This window comes from Candidatus Borrarchaeum sp., from assembly GCF_019058535.1.
GTDB lineage: Archaea > Asgardarchaeota > Sifarchaeia > Borrarchaeales > Borrarchaeaceae > Borrarchaeum > Borrarchaeum weybense.
Window position 1 is genome coordinate 1 of sequence record NZ_JAHPYX010000087.1, and the last position, 18023, is coordinate 18023.

General features: G+C 37.2%; 17 protein-coding genes, 1 tRNA gene and 1 pseudogene. 11 read left to right on the top strand and 8 right to left on the bottom strand.

The annotated features are described in order from the left end of the window. Positions 1 to 53: 53 nt before the first annotated feature. Positions 54 to 590: pseudogene (locus tag QVB70_RS18445) on the top strand (mRNA surveillance protein Pelota); the annotation flags it as partial. 72 nt (positions 591 to 662) lie between these two features. Here the strand turns inward: QVB70_RS18445 and QVB70_RS04910 are convergent. From QVB70_RS04910 to QVB70_RS04925, 4 genes are all read right to left on the bottom strand, one after another. Continuing rightward, on the bottom strand, positions 663 to 2189 hold the full coding sequence (locus QVB70_RS04910; protein WP_287583968.1) for an IS200/IS605 family accessory protein TnpB-related protein: 1527 nt from the start codon (positions 2187 to 2189) through the stop codon (positions 663 to 665). Between the two features lie 500 nt (positions 2190 to 2689). Then, the gene (locus QVB70_RS04915; RefSeq protein WP_287583970.1) at positions 2690 to 3403 is read right to left on the bottom strand and encodes a class I SAM-dependent methyltransferase; all 714 of its coding nucleotides are present in this window, start codon (positions 3401 to 3403) and stop codon (positions 2690 to 2692) included. Between the two features lie 28 nt (positions 3404 to 3431). Continuing rightward, positions 3432 to 4277 (bottom strand): class I SAM-dependent methyltransferase, encoded by an 846-nt coding sequence (locus tag QVB70_RS04920; protein WP_287583972.1) that lies wholly within the window; start codon positions 4275 to 4277, stop codon positions 3432 to 3434. A 113-nt stretch (positions 4278 to 4390) separates the two neighbouring features. Then, entirely contained in the window at positions 4391 to 6460 is a 2070-nt protein-coding gene (locus QVB70_RS04925) for a DUF6541 family protein (RefSeq protein WP_287583974.1), read from the bottom strand. 174 nt (positions 6461 to 6634) lie between these two features. On the opposite strand from QVB70_RS04925, the gene QVB70_RS04930 reads away from it, so the two are divergent. The 4 genes from QVB70_RS04930 (at position 6635) to QVB70_RS04945 (ending at position 8524) form a co-directional block, all read left to right on the top strand. After that, positions 6635 to 6774: transfer RNA gene (locus QVB70_RS04930), tRNA-Val, on the top strand. 71 nt (positions 6775 to 6845) lie between these two features. Beyond that, the gene (locus QVB70_RS04935) at positions 6846 to 7772 is read left to right on the top strand and encodes a branched-chain amino acid transaminase (RefSeq protein WP_342766544.1); all 927 of its coding nucleotides are present in this window, start codon (positions 6846 to 6848) and stop codon (positions 7770 to 7772) included. 183 nt (positions 7773 to 7955) lie between these two features. Further along, positions 7956 to 8165, top strand: a complete 210-nt coding sequence (locus QVB70_RS04940) for a hypothetical protein (protein WP_287583978.1) — start codon at positions 7956 to 7958, stop codon at positions 8163 to 8165. 11 nt (positions 8166 to 8176) lie between these two features. Further along, complete coding sequence (locus tag QVB70_RS04945) at positions 8177 to 8524, top strand: hypothetical protein (protein ID WP_287583980.1); 348 nt, start codon at positions 8177 to 8179, stop codon at positions 8522 to 8524. Positions 8525 to 8562: 38 nt separating this feature from the next. Here the strand turns inward: QVB70_RS04945 and rbcL are convergent, their stop codons facing one another. Then, positions 8563 to 9822: a type III ribulose-bisphosphate carboxylase gene (rbcL, locus tag QVB70_RS04950; protein ID WP_287583982.1), complete on the bottom strand. Its 1260-nt coding sequence runs from the start codon at positions 9820 to 9822 to the stop codon at positions 8563 to 8565. 87 nt (positions 9823 to 9909) lie between these two features. Here rbcL and QVB70_RS04955 point away from each other — a divergent pair, with 87 nt between their 5' ends. Next, positions 9910 to 10839: an S-methyl-5-thioribose-1-phosphate isomerase gene (locus QVB70_RS04955; protein ID WP_287583984.1), complete on the top strand. Its 930-nt coding sequence runs from the start codon at positions 9910 to 9912 to the stop codon at positions 10837 to 10839. Positions 10840 to 10859: 20 nt separating this feature from the next. Here the strand turns inward: QVB70_RS04955 and QVB70_RS04960 are convergent, their stop codons facing one another. Then, complete coding sequence (locus QVB70_RS04960) at positions 10860 to 11084, bottom strand: hypothetical protein (protein ID WP_287583986.1); 225 nt, start codon at positions 11082 to 11084, stop codon at positions 10860 to 10862. A 264-nt stretch (positions 11085 to 11348) separates the two neighbouring features. Next, complete coding sequence (gene fbp / locus QVB70_RS04965; protein WP_287583988.1) at positions 11349 to 12449, bottom strand: fructose-1,6-bisphosphate aldolase/phosphatase; 1101 nt, start codon at positions 12447 to 12449, stop codon at positions 11349 to 11351. A 248-nt stretch (positions 12450 to 12697) separates the two neighbouring features. Between fbp and QVB70_RS04970 the strand changes: the two genes are divergently transcribed. The 4 genes from QVB70_RS04970 to QVB70_RS04985 all read left to right on the top strand — a co-directional run bounded on the left by QVB70_RS04970 (position 12698) and on the right by QVB70_RS04985 (position 16096). Beyond that, on the top strand, positions 12698 to 13162 hold the full coding sequence (locus QVB70_RS04970) for a hypothetical protein (protein ID WP_287583991.1): 465 nt from the start codon (positions 12698 to 12700) through the stop codon (positions 13160 to 13162). 50 nt (positions 13163 to 13212) lie between these two features. Next, positions 13213 to 14223 (top strand): IS200/IS605 family accessory protein TnpB-related protein, encoded by a 1011-nt coding sequence (locus QVB70_RS04975; RefSeq protein ID WP_287583992.1) that lies wholly within the window; start codon positions 13213 to 13215, stop codon positions 14221 to 14223. A gap of 195 nt (positions 14224 to 14418) precedes the next feature. After that, positions 14419 to 15171, top strand: coding sequence for a triose-phosphate isomerase (gene tpiA / locus QVB70_RS04980; RefSeq protein ID WP_287583994.1), 753 nt, complete (start codon positions 14419 to 14421; stop codon positions 15169 to 15171). Between the two features lie 202 nt (positions 15172 to 15373). Then, complete coding sequence (locus tag QVB70_RS04985) at positions 15374 to 16096, top strand: hypothetical protein (protein WP_287583996.1); 723 nt, start codon at positions 15374 to 15376, stop codon at positions 16094 to 16096. A 5-nt stretch (positions 16097 to 16101) separates the two neighbouring features. Here the strand turns inward: QVB70_RS04985 and QVB70_RS04990 are convergent, their stop codons facing one another. Continuing rightward, positions 16102 to 16761, bottom strand: coding sequence for a hypothetical protein (locus QVB70_RS04990; RefSeq protein WP_287583998.1), 660 nt, complete (start codon positions 16759 to 16761; stop codon positions 16102 to 16104). Between the two features lie 180 nt (positions 16762 to 16941). Here QVB70_RS04990 and QVB70_RS04995 point away from each other — a divergent pair, with 180 nt between their 5' ends. Next, entirely contained in the window at positions 16942 to 17604 is a 663-nt protein-coding gene (locus QVB70_RS04995; RefSeq protein ID WP_287583999.1) for an HAD family phosphatase, read from the top strand. The last annotated feature ends 419 nt before the right edge of the window (positions 17605 to 18023 follow it).

The window sequence follows — 18023 nt, forward strand, 5'->3', positions numbered from 1 at the left end:
CACCATAGTATTACAAGAAAAGCAAGTGCTAGCAATACGAACAATCTCTTCTAAAGTTTTTTGGTGACGTTGCTAATACCATTAAAGAACATATGAACTCAGATATTGAAACATTGATAATCGCTGGTCCTGGTTTTACTAAGGACTCTTTTCTTAAATATTTTAAAAATAAATTTCCAGAGCTGGTAAAAAACGTGATTATAGAAAATGTAAGCAATGGAGGCCCTAACGGAGTTCAAGAAGTCATTAAAAGAGGTGCAGCTTCTAGGATTCTGGAAGATTATCAAATAACAATTGAAAATAGGCTCCTGGAGGAACTCCTTGCCAGATTAGGTAAGGAGAAGCGAAATGTGTCCTATGGTTTTGATGATGTTAAAAAAGCAGCAGAATATGGTGCAATAGAAACTGTGCTTGTACTCGACGAGTTATTAAGGGAATTTGATATGGAAAAAAGGAAAAAACTTGAAGATCTCTTACATCAAATCGAAAAAGCAAGAGGGGAAATCGTGATTATCAGTTCACTTCATGACTCTGGGAAGACACTTCATTCACTTGGCAATATCGCCGCACTTCTAAGATTTGAAATTTGATTTTTTGATCTAGTGAACTGAAGATATTTTACTTGTTAAGAATTTAAATAACAAAGATAACCTTACGATTGTTTATAGAACAATGAAATGGTTGATAAAATTCCACGTTTTATAATAATCATCAATCTTTCCGTGAGAGGTAAGACCAGCCCTAAGGTTATCAGGCCGTGTGCTCGTCACCGAGTTCAACACATGAGTCATCAATACTGTTTTTCGCAATATCTCGGCAGTCTTGAAGGATTTTATCCCACCATGCTTGAAGAGATCATGGATCATCGACCATATACGGTAAGGACTACTCTTTTTCACACGGGGTTCTATGTACTCCCCGACATGTGAGAGCACCCAATCGTAGATGTCTGGAAATGCTTCCTTGAATCCCAAGCCTCTTCGAGCTATTACATAACTTGCAAGGTGATGGACTGACAAATTATGTAATCGTGAATACTTGTATTTCCCGATGATAGAGGTGTATCCTGGAAATACTCTTCGAAAGGACACACCGCGCTTTTTACACTTCCATTCCAGCAGTTGTAAGGCGGTGGTCTTCAAATTGCTTAATTTTCGGTTAAGTTTCTTATTATAGGAAAATTCTTGATCGAATTGTAAGTCCTCAACCACGATGCCTTTGCCTTTATTAACGCAGTAATTAACGATTTTATCCATCTTATAGGAGATATAATCATTACGCTTATCTTTTCTATAGGTATGAAGATTCCCAAACGAGATGCTATGGTAGGAGAGTAAATTACCGTGTTGATCCACATTAGTTAAAGACGCAAAATTATAGTTAAAATCTAATCCGATTGCGCCATGTTCGTAATCACAAACTATTGTTGGTTCTGGGATATTATAAGACACATGAAGAAAGTAGTGTACTTTACCCTTAGAGAGTTTCCTTTTCACGGTCACGGTGTATTTATTTGTATTTAGAATTTGTTGAAACCACTTTCCCTGCTCAGAATTTATGGATGTAGGGATGACCAGCCATTTGCGTTCCTTTTGTTTAGAAAAGGTGCGTATCTTGACGGTTTTATCGGGTAATACCTTGATGTTCAGGTTTTGCAATCCTTGTTGTTTCTTTCCGATGCAACTGAAAGAAGAATCCCGTCGTATCCTGAACTCGTCTCTACTTATGATACCCCGTACTCTCTGCCTAAATAGTTTCTTAGTGCCGAATACTACGGTTTCGAGGTGTAAATTTTTTTGTTTAGCCATTATTGAGGATCTGCGGGCGTATAATCCTTTTAACCGTCTGTCATGTGTATCCTGTTCCTTTATTTCATTAATTTTCTTGTTAATGACTTTTAACTGCTGTATCATGCGTTTCTGTCGTTTTTTCAACCAGGACTTCTGTTGTTTCAGTTTCATCCTGTTATCAATAAGGATGGTATTGGCATAGGGGTTGTTATGACACTGATCCATCAAACATTGTTGTATTGTTTTACCTTCACCGAATCGTTGTGACATGTAACCCTCACCATAAAACAGAAGGTTATAGCCGATTCGTTTAACACGGTTATAGATGGTAAAGATCTCATGGAGCTGATGTTCATGTGACTCATCTGGATAAATCCTGAATTTGACGGTCTGAATCATCGTGATCGACTTCTACATATCTTTTACTACATTTCATTATTAAAACTCCAACAAAATTTAATGAGGTCATTGCACTTTATCGTGCAAGGCATTGAGTTCAGATTAATAAAATCGATATGAGAAATAACCCAGTTATCAATTTCACAAGATTAGGGGTTTATAACTTTGATCCCTGCTTGCATATTTGAACTGGAAATATCTGAAGTTAAGTGTTCTTTCAAAGGAGGGATAGGTTGCTTCAGAGATTACTTAATGTAGTAATCGTAATAGATTAACAAAAAGATAATAAGTTTTAGTTCGCATATTAATGTTGAATGAAGAGACGACGGTATCCTGATGCGAGAAGCGATGATGAATAGGTAGAACTGATAAAAATCAAATATTTTGTTGATTCATTCAATGCAAAAATCTTTATGATGAAAAGGCATTTGTAAGACGCAGTATGCGGATGATTGAGAGTTAAGTGCTGATTTAAACTTCCATTGAAATCTGTTCTACCTTCATTTTTCAAGATAAGCAAAGAAGTTTTCTTTCCCACCTTTTCCTCCCAATTTTTCAAGCTGAACAATCTTCAATTGCGTCATTTTGATGAGTTCCTTAAGTTCTTTGAAGCGAAACAGATGATAAAATCTATATACTTCATATCGTTTGTCACTTGTTCTCCATCTCCTATAGATATCCCCAAATTCTTTTTGTCCTTTACCAAATATTCGCTTTAAAAACTCCTTTATAGCATACTTTAGAAACCTTCTCTGCCATAATCTCCAGACAGTAAGAATAACCTTTCCTTCTTCCTTTAAGACACGATCAGTTTCTTCAAGGGTCTTCTGGCGCTCACCATGCGAGGGGAGATGATGAAGTACAGCGACAAGCAAAACAATGTCAAAGGCTGAATTTTTGAATGGAAGGTACGCCGAATCGCTAACTATGAAATCTGGTTTTCTTTTCATGTGTGGAGTAGTTTTTGCGTTAGCAATTTGAATTAAATTCCTTGAAATATCAATTCCATAAGTGTAAAAGCCTTCTTCATTCAACCAAAATACATGCCTTCCATTACCACATCCTACATCAAGTAATTTGCATCCTTGTTTTTCGAGAAGATTGGCGATTTTAAAAAATTCTTGAACTACATGCCATGGTTTCTTTCGAACTCTTTCATAATCATAAGCAATCGTGTCATATGCGTCCTTTATCTCCTTTTTAAGAGTGCTCACAGAATTAACTTCCTTTTAAATTAAGAGTTTAATGTTTTGCGTCACATTCCAGCACTATACTCCACGTATAACGTCTAAAATAGGTTTTATCAACGATTGCATCTAGTAGTTTGTATATCTTGAAGATAAATGGATGTTTGTCAAGCAAACCTGCAAGCGGGTAGACATCGAGTGCGCTCCCTTCAATGTTGTTTATTTGTAAATCGGCTAATTTTAAGAGAGATGTAAGTTCTGAAATCGAAAAGATTTTGGTGTGATGTATATGACCTTCTTGAACAAGATATTTTTCTGCCTTGCTAAGTTCTCTTTCTCGACATCTTGAGGACATTATTTTTACATTTTTTTGGAGTCTAAGAAATCTAAATAAAGAAGAAAAAGCTGACATAATACTTGAGATCATATTTTGACCGTTTGGTGTTGTTATCACAGCTTTTCCTTTTAAAATTCGTTTAATTTCCCAAATTGCACTTTCAGGATGTGGCAGATGTTCAATTACTTCAGATAGAAGAATTCTATCAAAGATATTCTCTTTGAATGGAAGATTTTGTGCATCGGCAACTATTAAACTAGCTTTGTTTCTATTATTTTCTACTATAGGTATCATTCTTTGAAGATGCGTAAGAGCTAAATCCATACAAACAAGCTGAATATTCGAAAACTTCGGTAAGACTGATAAAAGCGGCGATTTTCCGCTGCCTATATCCAAGATTAAATTTCCGTCTTCTATTTCCAATAATTTTAAAGAATTTTTTCGTAATTTATTCCATAGCCACTCAATTGACTGAGATTTTACTCGTTTTTTTTCTTTAGCGTCAGCCCTTGCGATGAGTTCATAGAATTTTCGCATGTTTTTTGCTCTATCTTTATTTCGCATGCAGTTTAATCCCTCTGCGAATTCGTTGTCCTGCCAATTCACTGATTTTTTGGTTGATAATTGTATACTCAATATTTCATGAATAGACCTTTTTCGGATCCTTATAGCAATCTTTAGTCAGTTACAGCGTAAATACGCACTTCATCTTTTTCGTAAATTAATTTTAGAAAGGGTGAACTGTTATAACGAGTATAAGTACCCTCATAATGATCTGAAATGACAAAGTAACCAATATCATATTTTTTCAAAAGTGTCAGTGTATCAAATGTATGTAGGTTGCTTAAAATAGTGTTTCTGTCACTAATATGTTGAGATATTCCTCTTTGAGATTCTATGTCGCTGATTAGTGGAAGCATAGGCAGTTTATGTGAATAAACAGCAATCCAAGGATTGTCATAACTTCCTGCTACTATGATACGACACCATCTTGAATCGTAATTAGAGAGCCAAATAGCTGCCCGGATTGTTGCATCAGTAGGATGACTTAAGATATGTGCTTCATCCAAGTACATCTCTTTGCTTTCAACATGAAATTGTATAGTTGAATGATAAAGGCTCACAATAAGTACAAAAATTATTGTCAATTGTACCAAAATCCTTTCATCCACTTTTAGAAACTGAAGGCCACCCACTTTTCTTTGTATAAACTTGAGAGTATTTGGGAGGTTTCTAAAGCCGTATCCTCCAACTACACAAATCGCTAGAACGAATCCTCTGTAAAAATGGAAATAAGGAAACCCAAAGCAACTTGTTAATATGAACAGAGGTATTATCCAACTCAATAGTAGAAGATCTTTTGTCGATCTTCGTTTAAAACTTATAAAAATGCCGTTCAACAATACAAACGTTAGCACTCCCATAATTTTCAAATAATTAGAAAGATTTTGTAAGAAAAATGCAAGATCAAACCGTAAGAAGACGAATCCTCTGTTAGTAACTCCAGATACTCGCCAATACCCCTCTAATACATTATTAATAAGTACAATGAGTCCTCTGCTAGTCCAAAGAAGAGATATTGGGATCGCTATAAGTATCATAAGCGCTATAGCATGAAGTTCTCTGCATTTTATTGACTTTTTTTGTAGTATTAACACGAGAACATAAACACTTAAGATAATTATAATAGACATCGATAAGATAAGATGTACCAGAACTACGCTACCAAAAAACACTCCTGCTATTATAATATGTCGTATCGATTTCTGATCAATTGCTCTGAAAAGAGAGTAAAACATGACTGCATAAAAAATGTAACCCAGAATGTTCGAATACATTCCAAATGCAAAAATAGTAAAGATCCACGGAAGAATTGCCGTAAAATACGCAGTCAATAGACCTGTATATTCACCAAATTCCTTTCCTAAAATATACATCATTAGTGGAAGCATTGCAGATAGTACTGCTCCGCTATTAATAACTACGGTGAATGCACTGACCCCTAATATTATACTTAGTAGTGCGCACAAAGCATGAAACCCGATGGGATATGACAAAGGAGTTTCATTTACGATTGGCGCAAAGTTAGCTACATTTGACTTATATATCAACAATTCTGTGAGCAAAATATGCATTGTTGGATCTTCTGTTCGTGTGAGTGGTCCAATTTGAAGATAATACAAATTTGTGATAAGCCTGTAGAATATAAACAAGCAAAGAATACCATAGAGTGGCCATAGGGACTTTTTGTGCCTTAAACTGTGCCTCAAGTAGGTCGTCCCATATCCTATAAGGATACTACCAAAAATTACAGGGATTATTCCGTAGTAAATATCGAAAAGAAGGAATCTAGGTAGGCCTATTCCTCCAGCGTGTTTAAGGATATCCTCCAGTTGAATTAAGTCAATATTATTACCAAAATCTGTATGTGTATTACCGATAATATAGACATCACCGCCACCCTTAGCATAATCCCTTAAAGCCTGGGTTTGACTTTTATGCAACTCTATTAACGCATCGTCTTCAATCACAATTATGTCATAATATTCCAATAATGCGGATGCAAATTCGGGAAGATCCTGCGGTTTAATGTACTCTCCATTTATATTCCATGCATTGCTTTGATAGTCTGCCATTCCAACAAAAAGAACACTTGTTTGAGCTATTGGTACTGTATAATATACACTTAGCGTAATGATGATTGCACCACATATGAGAGAGAAAAGCCTACGATCCGCAATCTTCATGTTTCTCATCCAATCACATACGAGATAAAGATTAAGTGAGCATTTTCTATTTAGATCGATAGAGTTATATGCAAAATATATTGCTTTAAAAAACCTTGTTCTATCCAGTATGCAAGAACATTCTTTAAGGGAATTATATATTTAGTGAAACTATATCCATTATACCCTTCTTATGGGCGGGTGGTCTAGATGGTTATGACGCCGCGCTTACGACGCGGAGTATCCCTAAAACTGCTTTAGGGGTCCAGAAGTCGTGAGTTCGAAGGAAAGAACCGAGAAAATCGCTCTTTCTGAAAATCTCATCCCGCCCACCACTCTTAAATATTTCGAAAAATCGATATAATTCATTTCTTAGTGAAAAGACTTTTACTCGCAAATCAAATTGGTGATAATTTTGGAGAAAACCGAAAAAATCTGGATGAATGGACACTTTGTTGACTGGGATGATGCTAAAGTTCACGTTTTAACACATGCGCTGCATTACGGCACAGGCATCTTTGAAGGGATTAGATGCTATAACACCGACAAAGGTCCAGCAATATTTCGGGCTAAAGAGCATTTCCAGCGATTTTTAAACAGTGCAAAACTTTGCCTTATGGATATCGAGTATTCTGTTGATGAGTTCATAGGTATTGCAAAACAGTTATTGAAGATTAACAAATTAAATGAAGCTTACATTCGACCTTGTGCATTTTATGGCTATGGTGAGATAGGGATAAAGGCATTAAATAACCCCATAGATATCGCAATGGCATGTTTTCCATTTGGGACGTATTTAGGGGAAGAAGCTCTTAAAAAAGGCGTTAGGTGTAAAATGTCCTCGTGGGTAAGAATTGATTCAAGAATGGCACCACCATTAGCTAAAGCGGCAGCGAATTATCTAAATTCATTCTTTGCTAAGCGTGAGGCAATTGAATGTGGATATGATGACGCGATTTTATTAAATTCTAATGGATATGTTTCAGAAGGACCTGGTGCAAATCTCTTTATCGTCAAAGATAATAAAGTTATGACTCCACCCCCTTCTGCAGGTGCATTGAGGGGCATTACTGCAGATGCCGTCATGCAAATAAGCAAAGATTTAGGATTTGAGGTAGTTTCGCAGCAAAATATCGTCCGAGAAGATTTATTCTTAGCAGATGAAGCCTTCTTTACAGGCACAGCTGTTGAGGTTACTCCTATCCGGGAAATCGATAAGAGAGTTATTGGATCTGGAAAAAGGGGTCCAATGACCGAAAAGATACAAAGAGCATTCTTTGATACTGTTAAAGGCAAACTTGAGAAATATCTTGATTGGCTGGTTTTTGTCTAACATATATTCTTAGCTTTCCTATCAGTCAAGTTTCTCTCTGCTACATGTCTTTCGGCTTCTTTCACTCAAGAGTCCAAAGGCTCTTTTTAATAAGTTTAGTTAATTAATCTGCATTTACCATTAACTTTATTTTGACAGGGAGTAATACTCTTGATATATTCCTTTACTTTGGAGGATTATGATATGGATATAGATAAAGCGTTAAGACTCTTACGAGAGGTTCAACAATTAGAGAAAGAGGCTGTAGAGCGTTATACAGACCATATATCGAAGATCGAGAACCCTGAGATCAACTCTATGTTAGAGGGCTTTAAAAGAAGCGAAGAACGGCATTATGCAGAATTGACAGAAAAAATTGAAGAACTAAAAGAGAAATACGATATTGAGGATTAGGAGGTCGGCTTATGTTTAAAAATATTAAAGAGTTACTGAAAGACGATTTGGAATTCGAAAGGCGTGCTGTGCAAATTTACAAGGATTACGGATTAGAGATCGAAGACGAAGATGCCCGAAAAATGCTGCTGACTTTCAGAAAAGATGAAATGGGGCATATGAGGGCTATCGAGAACAAACTTACAAAGATTCGTACTGAAAAGCTAAACGTCGCATTCTATTGTCCTAGATGCGGTTGGACATTGGTGTATGGTTGCAATCCAAAGACAGGCCAGGTCATAAAATGTCCCGCTTGTCATGCGCAGATTAAGTTATTTATTAATGAAGATGGAGAATACGCTGTAGAAGAGGTATTTTAAGCCCATAGAGGGGCATAACCCCCCTCAAAGATTTAACATTATTTTGGGTGCAAGTAGCCCCATTTATCTAATGCTGCTTTTAGTTCTATATTTTTTGCCGCCATCTCATCTAACGACATATTCTCTAAATGTGCATCTATGGCTTGTCTAACAGCTTTTGCACCAGCTTGTGCGCCCATTGGATGTCCCAAAACTCCGCCCCCTACTTGAATAACCAAATTGGATCCGAATCTTTTTAAAATCTCTGGCAGAAGACCTGGATGCAGTCCTCCAGAGGACACGGGGAAAGTTTGTTTTATATGATACCAGTCATTTCTGAGAAATTCATTAATTTTCGTAACTTCCTCTTCAGGTCCCTCTAATTTTCCAACAACAGTGCCCGTGTGAATTTGATCAACACCGATTAATCGCGCAGTTTTTGCCAAAGCAAACATTGAGATACCATGTTGAGGATTTCTTGTAAATGTAGCATGCATTGCTCTATGGGCGTGTATTGCCAGTTTTAAATCTTCACAAACCTCTCGCAAGGTCTGTAAAGCAGCCCAGCCTGTCGTAACTATGTCAATCATTACATACTCCCAGTTCAAATCAGCAACAAATCGCGCTCTTTTTTTCATTTCTTCCGTTTCTGCAGTGATATTTATTAGATAGCTTCTTCGTTCACCAATTTCTGCTTCCACTTTCTCTCTCATTTTTTGAGCGTATTCGACTCTCTTCTCAAATTTGTTGAAGGGTAAGGATGAAAGATTTTCATCATCTTTTAGAAGATCGATACCGCCAGTCCAGATCTCATATGCAACTTGAGCTTGTTCTTCCGCTGAGAAACCGATCTTTGGTTTAGGGACTGTAGCCAAAATTGGTCTTTCATCGACCTTTAACAACTTCCGAATTCCTTGAATACCATACTGCGGACCTTTGAAATTTCTTACATATTCCTCAGGAGGTTCATAATCTATTAATCTGAGATTCTTGACAGCTTTCATTCCGAAAATGTTGCCAGCAATTCCAGATAGCAACTGAGGCACATTATTTGGCTCCCATAAGTCGAGAGGATAAGCAATCTTTATTATATTCCCATCCCGCTCGTACATTTTAGCCTTTAGGGATTTTATTCTATACGGCAGTTCAGCAAGCGTAGTCCATGTTCCGACACTGCTTTCGGAGGCAACACGCCCGGCCACTTCCTCAAATGACATCCCTTTAGCAGGTTCTACATAAAAAGTGACAATTAAATCTGTCTTAGATGGTCTATAATCATAATCTACAAATTCAAGGTACCACTCAATTTTTTCAGGCATTTTTCTCACCTTCAAATGCAAGAACTATTTCATCTTTGACAAAGTAGTAATATATTATTTATGAAGAATACACATTGAGGGAATACTATGGAAGATTTGATACAAGTCGCCAAGAAAATCAAAGATTTAGAGATTCAAGGCGCAAGAAATGTAGCTAAAACTGCTATCCGTTCAATGAAGGATGTAATTCTTAATTCTTCAGCTACAGAGCCTGATTTATTACTCAAAGAACTTTTACAAGCAAAAGATATTCTGTTTGACACAAGACCAACTGAACCTGCGATGAGGAACAGTATTCGATATGTATTATATGAAACAAAGGAGGCAAAAGGTGGTATAGGTGCTACAAAAGAGATTGCAGTAAAAACATGTGATAAAATCCTCAAATATTTTGAGGATGCTATCTTAAAAATCCATGAGATAGGGGCTCGTAAAATCCTAAGTGGTATGCAAATAATGACTCATTGTCACTCCTCAACAGTAACTGGCATATTAAAGAAAGCAAATGAACAAGGAAAAGATATACATGTAATCTGTACAGAGACACGACCACGTCTTCAAGGACATCGTACAGCAAAAGAACTGGTGGAGGCAGGTATAAAGGTAACATTTGTAGTTGATTCGGCAATGAGATACATGATGAAACATCTTGAGGTAGATTTAGCACTTATTGGTGCTGACGCAATCACTTCAGAAGGAACAATAATAAACAAGATTGGGACACGATTATTTGCGTTAGCTGCGGACGAAAGAGACGTGCCAATGTATTGCGCTGCAGATACATACAAATTTAGCCCAGAAACATCCTTAGGTTTCCTAGAAAAGATCGAGAAACGAAATCCTGATGAAATTTGGAAAGATGCGCCTGCTGGTTTATATATAGAAAATCCAGCGTTCGAGACGGTACCTCGAAGATATATTGATGGACTCATTACTGAAGTCGGTGTGTTTCCTCCCTCTTCTATAGCCCATCAACTACTTCAGCTTCACCCTTGGATGTTTGATTTTAAAGATTGAAGAAAGAAAATCTATCACTATCATAGCGTTACAACCGCTATCGGCTCAACTTTGTCAAACGCAACCTGACGACGCACAACGCCATAGGTATCGATATGAACGATTACCACATGGTCATCGTGATCAATAGTCTTGACTACTAATCCCCCACCGTAGATTATAGCCTCCTCTACTTCTTCCTTGGAGAAGGGTATCCGATCTTTCCTCCCACATTCGTGACATAAATTAATTGCCGCTTTATACATGGCCCCTCACTAAACCAATTCCATAATGTCTTTTAAATACCGATATCATTCTGGTATTTTGTCGGGATATTTTTTAGTTAACGCGCCCCTAATCCAATCTCTCCAATATTCAACTTTATCATTTTTTTCAAAAAATTGCAATTTCACTTAGGATTTTCGAAGAGGATGCTACAGGTAGGAGTTCAACTCCTCTTCTATTTAACAAAAGAAGAAGTTTCTATTGATTCAATATTTCATTAAAAAAATAAAAAAATGTGAGGGGGTTTATTCGTAGTCTTCAAGTCGACCTTCCAATTGTTTCAGAACTGATGGCAAGGTGGTGTATTCCATCTCCTCTAGTGGAAGTCTTTCCGGTTCAAATGGGCCATGACGTCTCATATAATCAGTGATTTCCATACATTTTTGTCTAGTGTAGTCGAAGGCAACGTCGTCAAATAGATCCACTGGTCCAATAAGTTTACCATTTTTGATCTGAAAACCTAATCCGACCACTCGTGGCGGACCATCAAATCTTGTGCATCGACTGTCCTTTAGCGCCACTGGCAACATCGGGCCCCTATGCGACCCACGCATCCATCCCGCTACGAGATGACCAAGTGAAAAAGCTTCGATTACTTCTCCAACAGCAGGAAATCCGCTCTGAGATCTGACTATTGCACATGGGTCATCTTTTCCGATGTATTTACCTGCTATGAGTGCCAATTTTTCGGTTGAAATAGCTGCAGCAATGCCCAAATCGGGATTCTTGGAATACACATATTTTATAGGAAATCTGCTTACCGCGCCGATCAATGCTAGCAAATCGTACATTTCTTCAGGGCAACTCATCGTAACAGCCTTATGCGCAATAACATCTACAACATAGAATTTGAACCCTGGATGTAGTTTGGGATCAATAACAAGTCCAGCAGTGCAAAATGGATCTGCAAACATGCGATAGATTGGGTAATTAAATGCACCTGGTTCAGTTTTGTCAGCAGCGAATACAAGGATAGGCTCAGCAGGTCTTTCATCAATTTCCATTTCAGCGACTCCAGGACCTTGACCTTTAATATTTCCAGAAAAGGCATCTGCCAGAAGATCTTGTCCAGCACCATAAAGCCCTAAAGCCTTAGCGTTTTCAGCTAGTTTTATAAATATATCCCACGCGAGTTCATGGATTTCGGGGGAATCTACGCCTTTAGTGTGTGTCATTAAGAGTTCAGTATCGTCCCCGGCATTATACACGCGGAAATCAATTATCAAGCCTTGGTCTTGTGCCTTAGCTAGTTCTTGTTCAGCCATCTGCATATTTCCTTCGTATGTCACAACATGACCTGGAGCGGATCCGATATCTGCTTTGATGTTTGAAATCGTAACTTTCAAATTGAAACCTCCTTTTTTAAGAAACCTAGAACTTGGTTTTTATTTTCTATTATAAATTATTTTTTGTTCATAAAATATCATCTATTAGTATATAATTAGATGTTTGAAAGAAGGGATGATTAGATTATGTACCATATCGATTTTATCGTGTTTGAACTTGATGCCTTGCGAGATAAGGTGCAATATAGTCATTAAAATTGTGGAGTTTATTAATGAAATGTAATATATAGTAGAAGAAGTCGATCACGATGATTCAGACCGTCAAATTCAGAATGTACCCAGATGAGACACAAGAACGCAAACTCCATGAGATTTTTACAATTTTTAACCGCGTGAAACGCATTGGCTATAACCTGCTGTTTCAAGGTGAGGAATACATGGCAGAACGCTTCTGTGAATACAATACTATACAGCAGCGTTTGATGGGTCTGTGTCATAATAATCCTTATGTCAACACCATCCTGATTGATAACAATGTAAAACTGGAGCAACAAAAGACCTGGCTGAAAAAAAGACAAAAACGCATGATACAGCAGTTAAAAGTCATAAACAAGAAAATCAATGAAATAAAGGAACAGGATACACATGACAGACGATTAAAAGGATTATACGCTCGCAGATCCTCAATAATGGCTAAGCAAAAAAATTACAACTCGAACCTGTGGTATTCGGCACTAAGAAACTATTTAGGCAGAGACTGCGCGGCAATATAAGTAGGGAAGAGTTCAGGATACGACGGGATTCTTCTTTCAATTGTGTAGGAGTGAAAGCTAAAGGTACAAAAAATTGGAATATCAAAATACAACCAGATAAAACAGTAAAGATACGCACCGTTTCCAAGAAAAAGGGACGCAAATGGCTCGTCATTCCCATTTCTGTAAACTTTGTGCAGGAAAAGTGGTTTCAGCGAGTTCTTAATTCCAACAAATATACTGTAACCGTGAAAAGGAAATTCTTTAAGGGAAAATTACGCTACTTTGTCCATGTGTCCTACGAGACCCCAGAACCTGCACCACGCTACGGTTACGAACATGGTGCAATCGGATTAGATTTTAACTATAATTTTGCGGCGCTAACCAATGTGGATACACATGGTAAGTTACTCTCCTATCACACCATCTCGTTTGGCAACCTTCATACCTATAGAAAAGATAAACGTAATGATTACGTCTCTTACAAAATGGATAAAGTCGTCAATTATTGCATCAATAAAGGCAAAGGCATTGTGGTTGAGGACTTAAAATTCGATCAAGAATTTTCCTATAATACTAAACGCAATCGAAAATTAACCAATATGAAGACCACCGCCTTAAAACTGCTGGAACGAAAGTGTAAAAAACGCGGTGTGTCCCTTCGAAGAGTATTTCCGGGATACACCTCTATCATCGGGAAATACAAGTACTCAAGATTACATAATTTGACAGTCCATCACTTCGCAAGTTATGTAATAGCTCGAAGAGGCATGAGTTTCAAGGAAGCATTTCCAGACATCTATGATTGGGTGCTCTCACACGTCGGGGAGTTCATAGAACCCCGTGTGAAAAAGAGTAGTCCTTACCATAGATGGTCGATGACCCATGACCTCTTCAAGCACAGCGGGATAACCTCCTTCAAGACTGCGGAAATATTGCGAAAAACAGTATTGATGAAGCATATCTTAAACTCGTTGACGAGCACACAACCTGATAACCTTAGGGCTGGTCTTTCCTCTCACGGAAAGACTGATGATTATCATAAAACGTGGAGTTTCATAAATAATTCCACAGTTTTATAAATAATGTAAGGTTAATCTTTTTGGCTGATGGTTTTAGAATTAAAATGAGAGGAGTTAATTGCGTGTTCATTCAAGTATCATGCCAATAAAAATCTGGCTGACTGGAGAAATGATAGAAATTATGAATTGTATACTAAAAGATTAATAGTAAGTGATAGTAACGACTCACGATTAACATTTGGAGGAATATAGTTAATGAGAAAGATGATTGCAGCAGGAAACTGGAAAATGAACAAAACCAATTCAGAAGCAGTAGAAATAGTTTCCAAATTAAACGAACTAATTGCTGATGTTAAAGGGGTTGAAGTTATAATTGCACCACCATTTACCGCCTTATCAGACGTAGTAAAAGTTGCAGGTAAAGTTAAAATTGCAGCTCAAAACATGCACTGGGAAGAAAAGGGGGCATTTACAGGTGAAATCTCACCCATCATGCTAAAAAACCTTGGAGTAGAGTATGTAATTTTAGGACACAGCGAAAGAAGAGCATACTTTGGAGAAACAAATGAACTAATAAACAAAAAGATTAAATCAGCTTTGGCACATGACTTGAAAGCCATCTTTTGCGTAGGAGAAAAATTGGAAGATAGGGAACGTGGAAATACAGAAAATGTTGTAGAAGATCATATAAAAGGTGGCTTAGAAGGAATTACAAAAGAAGAGATAATGGCAAACGTTATAATTGGCTACGAGCCGGTTTGGGCCATCGGCACAGGAAAAACTGCCACGCCAGAACAGGCTGAGGAAGTCCATGCATTCGTAAGAAAACTATTAACAGAAATGTATGATGCAGAAGTAGCAGGGAATACAACAATACTCTATGGAGGCAGTGTGAAACCAGCAAACTCAAAAGCCCTATTCTCAAAAGAGAACATAGACGGCGGTCTTGTTGGTGGGGCAAGCCTAAAAGCAGATGACTTCTCAATAATAGTAAGAAATGCGCTTTAAAAGTGTTTTATGCAAAAACGTGCCTGATCAGTGTAAGATTGCTTGTCTGCATCTCATTTCTATTTTTGTTTTGATTTTAGAGAAGGCCTCCAGGCACTAGCGTGGAGCTGAAGAAATCGCGTTGTCTTTAAATAAATACGTATAGATAGATATCGAATTTCAATCGTTAAACTAATGAATCTATAATTGGGCTGACTGAGCAATGGTGGCATCATTAGAATTACAGGAAAAACAGGTAGAAACCAGTACTAAAGAAGAAGACCTCACTAAACCTAAAATGTTCTTTTTAGTTAGGTTAGAAAAATGCAATAAATGTCACTCCATAGAAGAAACGGGGATAAACGTCTCTCTTAACTGTGAAAAATGTATCCAAGAGGCATTAAAAAGCTCGGGGTTCAACACAACAATAAAACATCTTGATATCAGCAAATATAAGATAATTCGTAGAGAAACAACTGGTAAAAATAGAAATGAAGAATTGCGGAATGAACGCAAAGAGAAAAGAAAGACCTATTCTGATAGAATAAATATGTATGAAGCATGGATAATAGATCAAATAAGCTCTGGGAATCACAAAATTATAGATGCCGCACAACATGGCTCTTTATTCTCTCAAAAGATTAAAACTGCTTATTTGGATGTAGCATTTAAAAATTTGGAAGAAAAAGGAGTAATAACAAGAGATATGGTCACAGGAAACTATCGCTTAGTTAGTGAAAAGAATAAAGCTGAAGAAAATGAGACACATTGGAATTATTACGTTTCTTATGCTGGAACAATAGATGTAAATTCAACAGAATACTCCCCTAAAAAATTTAAAACGCTAGAGGATGCTTTAGCATTTGTGAAGGCACAAAATTTATCGAATTATTATGTTCAAAGAAGAGAGACCTTGGAAGAAGAGAATAATACTGTCAAGGATTAATCTGTTTATTTTAAGATTTTGAAATGTTTTAACAAGTCTATAGTTTTGCGTGTCATCAATTTATCATGCTTTTCAAACAATGCAAGCAATTCTACTTCTGAGAGCACGCGTCCCCTCTCGATCACTTCTTCAATCCATTCTTTTAACAAGTTAGGATGATGATGTGTATTAAAAACTTCAACAATTTGGTCTTTGATGCGCAGCCATCCTTTTGGAGTTACAAGTAATAACGGATCTAAAGGAAATTCTTCAGGATTTTCAACAAAATTCGCAAGTTGAGGTAAATCTTCAATTTTTGTTAATTGCCGAACTCTGTCAGCGGGTATGCAAAAGGGATTGAAAGCCCTAAATTCTTCGAATCTTCTTTCCCAGTCGACGCAAAGCTCTAAAACTTTGCCTCGTAACAAAAAAATTGGTTGCGGCGGGATTTTGAACTTAAAAACGGCACGAGGAGGACGTGTATCTTCACTCGAATAAACTTCACTTAAAATATCCTCTAAATTGCTTGTATGTCTCACAAAAGAATCAAGAGATGAGAGACGACCTTCAGGAGAGACATAATCTTCAACACGAATTTCATATTTCTTAAAAACTACACTAATCTCGTGAAAAGAACTTGGCTTTTCTTCTAATCTTCCAAAACGAAATTCTTCAAGCGAAGCCATTGTCTTATGACTCCTTCCTAACATATCCAATGATTAACAATAGTATAATATGCAAGCATATTATAATTGCTTTTTATCATTTTAATTTGTATCTTTAAAAAAAAGGTCGGTAGACTTTGTAATCGAAAAAATAAATCAATTTATCTTCCATTCTCACGTCATTACGGAGGACGGCAGACAGTGAGTAAAGATATGCTAGAAAATTATCCAAAAGCAATTATTTTTGATCTTGATGGTACTTTGATTGATAGTATTCCAGCTCATTTACATGCTTATAAGGAATTGGCTATGAGTGAATTTGGAATACAGCTTAATGACGAAAAGATTTTTGAGCATTTTGGAAAAAAATCAAGAGATATTATTACGGCCCTATTTCCTCTTTGTGGGGAAAATATTGATATTTTAGTTGAAACAAAGCAACGTCTTTATAGACAATCTTTTAATCGTGTGAAATTACTTCCGGGAACCAAAAAGGTATTACGTATTGCAAAAGAAAAGGCTATAAAATGTGCTCTTGGAACAAGTTCAAGTAAAAAGAATGTAGAGGTTGCAATCAAAGAATTTGGTCTTGAGTTTGACATTATTATTGCAGGTGAGGACATAGAAGTTGGAAAACCGAACCCTGAAACCTTCTTAACAATAGCTCAAAGATTAGATATCTCACCAGATGATTGTTTTGTAATTGGCGATGCTATTTATGATATGATGGCCGCTAAAAAGGCAGGAATGCTTGCTATAGGCGTCTTAACAGGAAGCACGACCAGAAGACAAATGGAAGAAGCAAATGCAGACGTTATATTTGAAAATCTTTTGGAATTCATGGAATGGGCTCAACTAACCTAACCCGAATCTTTTTTTTAACTTTATCAGCGGGAAGTCCACTTCCGGAAGGTGGAGGATGAAAGTCGATGGCTTTTTATAGTTTTTTTGAACTTATATACCTGGTACGGCGAGTGTACCCGTAATGCCCGACTGGGTGGAGGTATATCCTCCTGTAAGCGACCAGTCAGCAAGTGACAGGGCTAAACGTGAGGATGCCCGTGCATGAGGTCTTATCCAGCGTCAAGAAAGTCTCCTTAGTGTGTGCAGTTTGCTAACCTGCCAAGCAGGCAGGTAACAGATCAATAACATCCTGCAGGCAGATAATCAAGGGGCAGGATAAGGGTGAGCAGCGTGTGCAACCTGGTAAGCTTCCGTAAGCCCATAACTGTAGGAAAAGTGGCGAAGCGTCGCCTCCCGTGAGGGAGCGAGAACTACAATGG

Coding starts and splice junctions, on each gene's coding strand:
- QVB70_RS04910 (WP_287583968.1), bottom strand. CDS start 2,189: ATGATTCAGACCGTCAAATTCAGGATTTATCCAGATGAGTCACATGAA.
- QVB70_RS04920 (WP_287583972.1), bottom strand. CDS start 4,277: ATGCGAAATAAAGATAGAGCAAAAAACATGCGAAAATTCTATGAACTC.
- QVB70_RS04925 (WP_287583974.1), bottom strand. CDS start 6,460: ATGAAGATTGCGGATCGTAGGCTTTTCTCTCTCATATGTGGTGCAATC.
- QVB70_RS04940 (WP_287583978.1), top strand. CDS start 7,956: ATGGATATAGATAAAGCGTTAAGACTCTTACGAGAGGTTCAACAATTA.
- QVB70_RS04945 (WP_287583980.1), top strand. CDS start 8,177: ATGTTTAAAAATATTAAAGAGTTACTGAAAGACGATTTGGAATTCGAA.
- rbcL (WP_287583982.1), bottom strand. CDS start 9,822: ATGCCTGAAAAAATTGAGTGGTACCTTGAATTTGTAGATTATGATTAT.
- QVB70_RS04955 (WP_287583984.1), top strand. CDS start 9,910: ATGGAAGATTTGATACAAGTCGCCAAGAAAATCAAAGATTTAGAGATT.
- QVB70_RS04960 (WP_287583986.1), bottom strand. CDS start 11,084: ATGTATAAAGCGGCAATTAATTTATGTCACGAATGTGGGAGGAAAGAT.
- QVB70_RS04970 (WP_287583991.1), top strand. CDS start 12,698: ATGATTCAGACCGTCAAATTCAGAATGTACCCAGATGAGACACAAGAA.
- tpiA (WP_287583994.1), top strand. CDS start 14,419: ATGAGAAAGATGATTGCAGCAGGAAACTGGAAAATGAACAAAACCAAT.
- QVB70_RS04985 (WP_287583996.1), top strand. CDS start 15,374: ATGGTGGCATCATTAGAATTACAGGAAAAACAGGTAGAAACCAGTACT.
- QVB70_RS04990 (WP_287583998.1), bottom strand. CDS start 16,761: ATGGCTTCGCTTGAAGAATTTCGTTTTGGAAGATTAGAAGAAAAGCCA.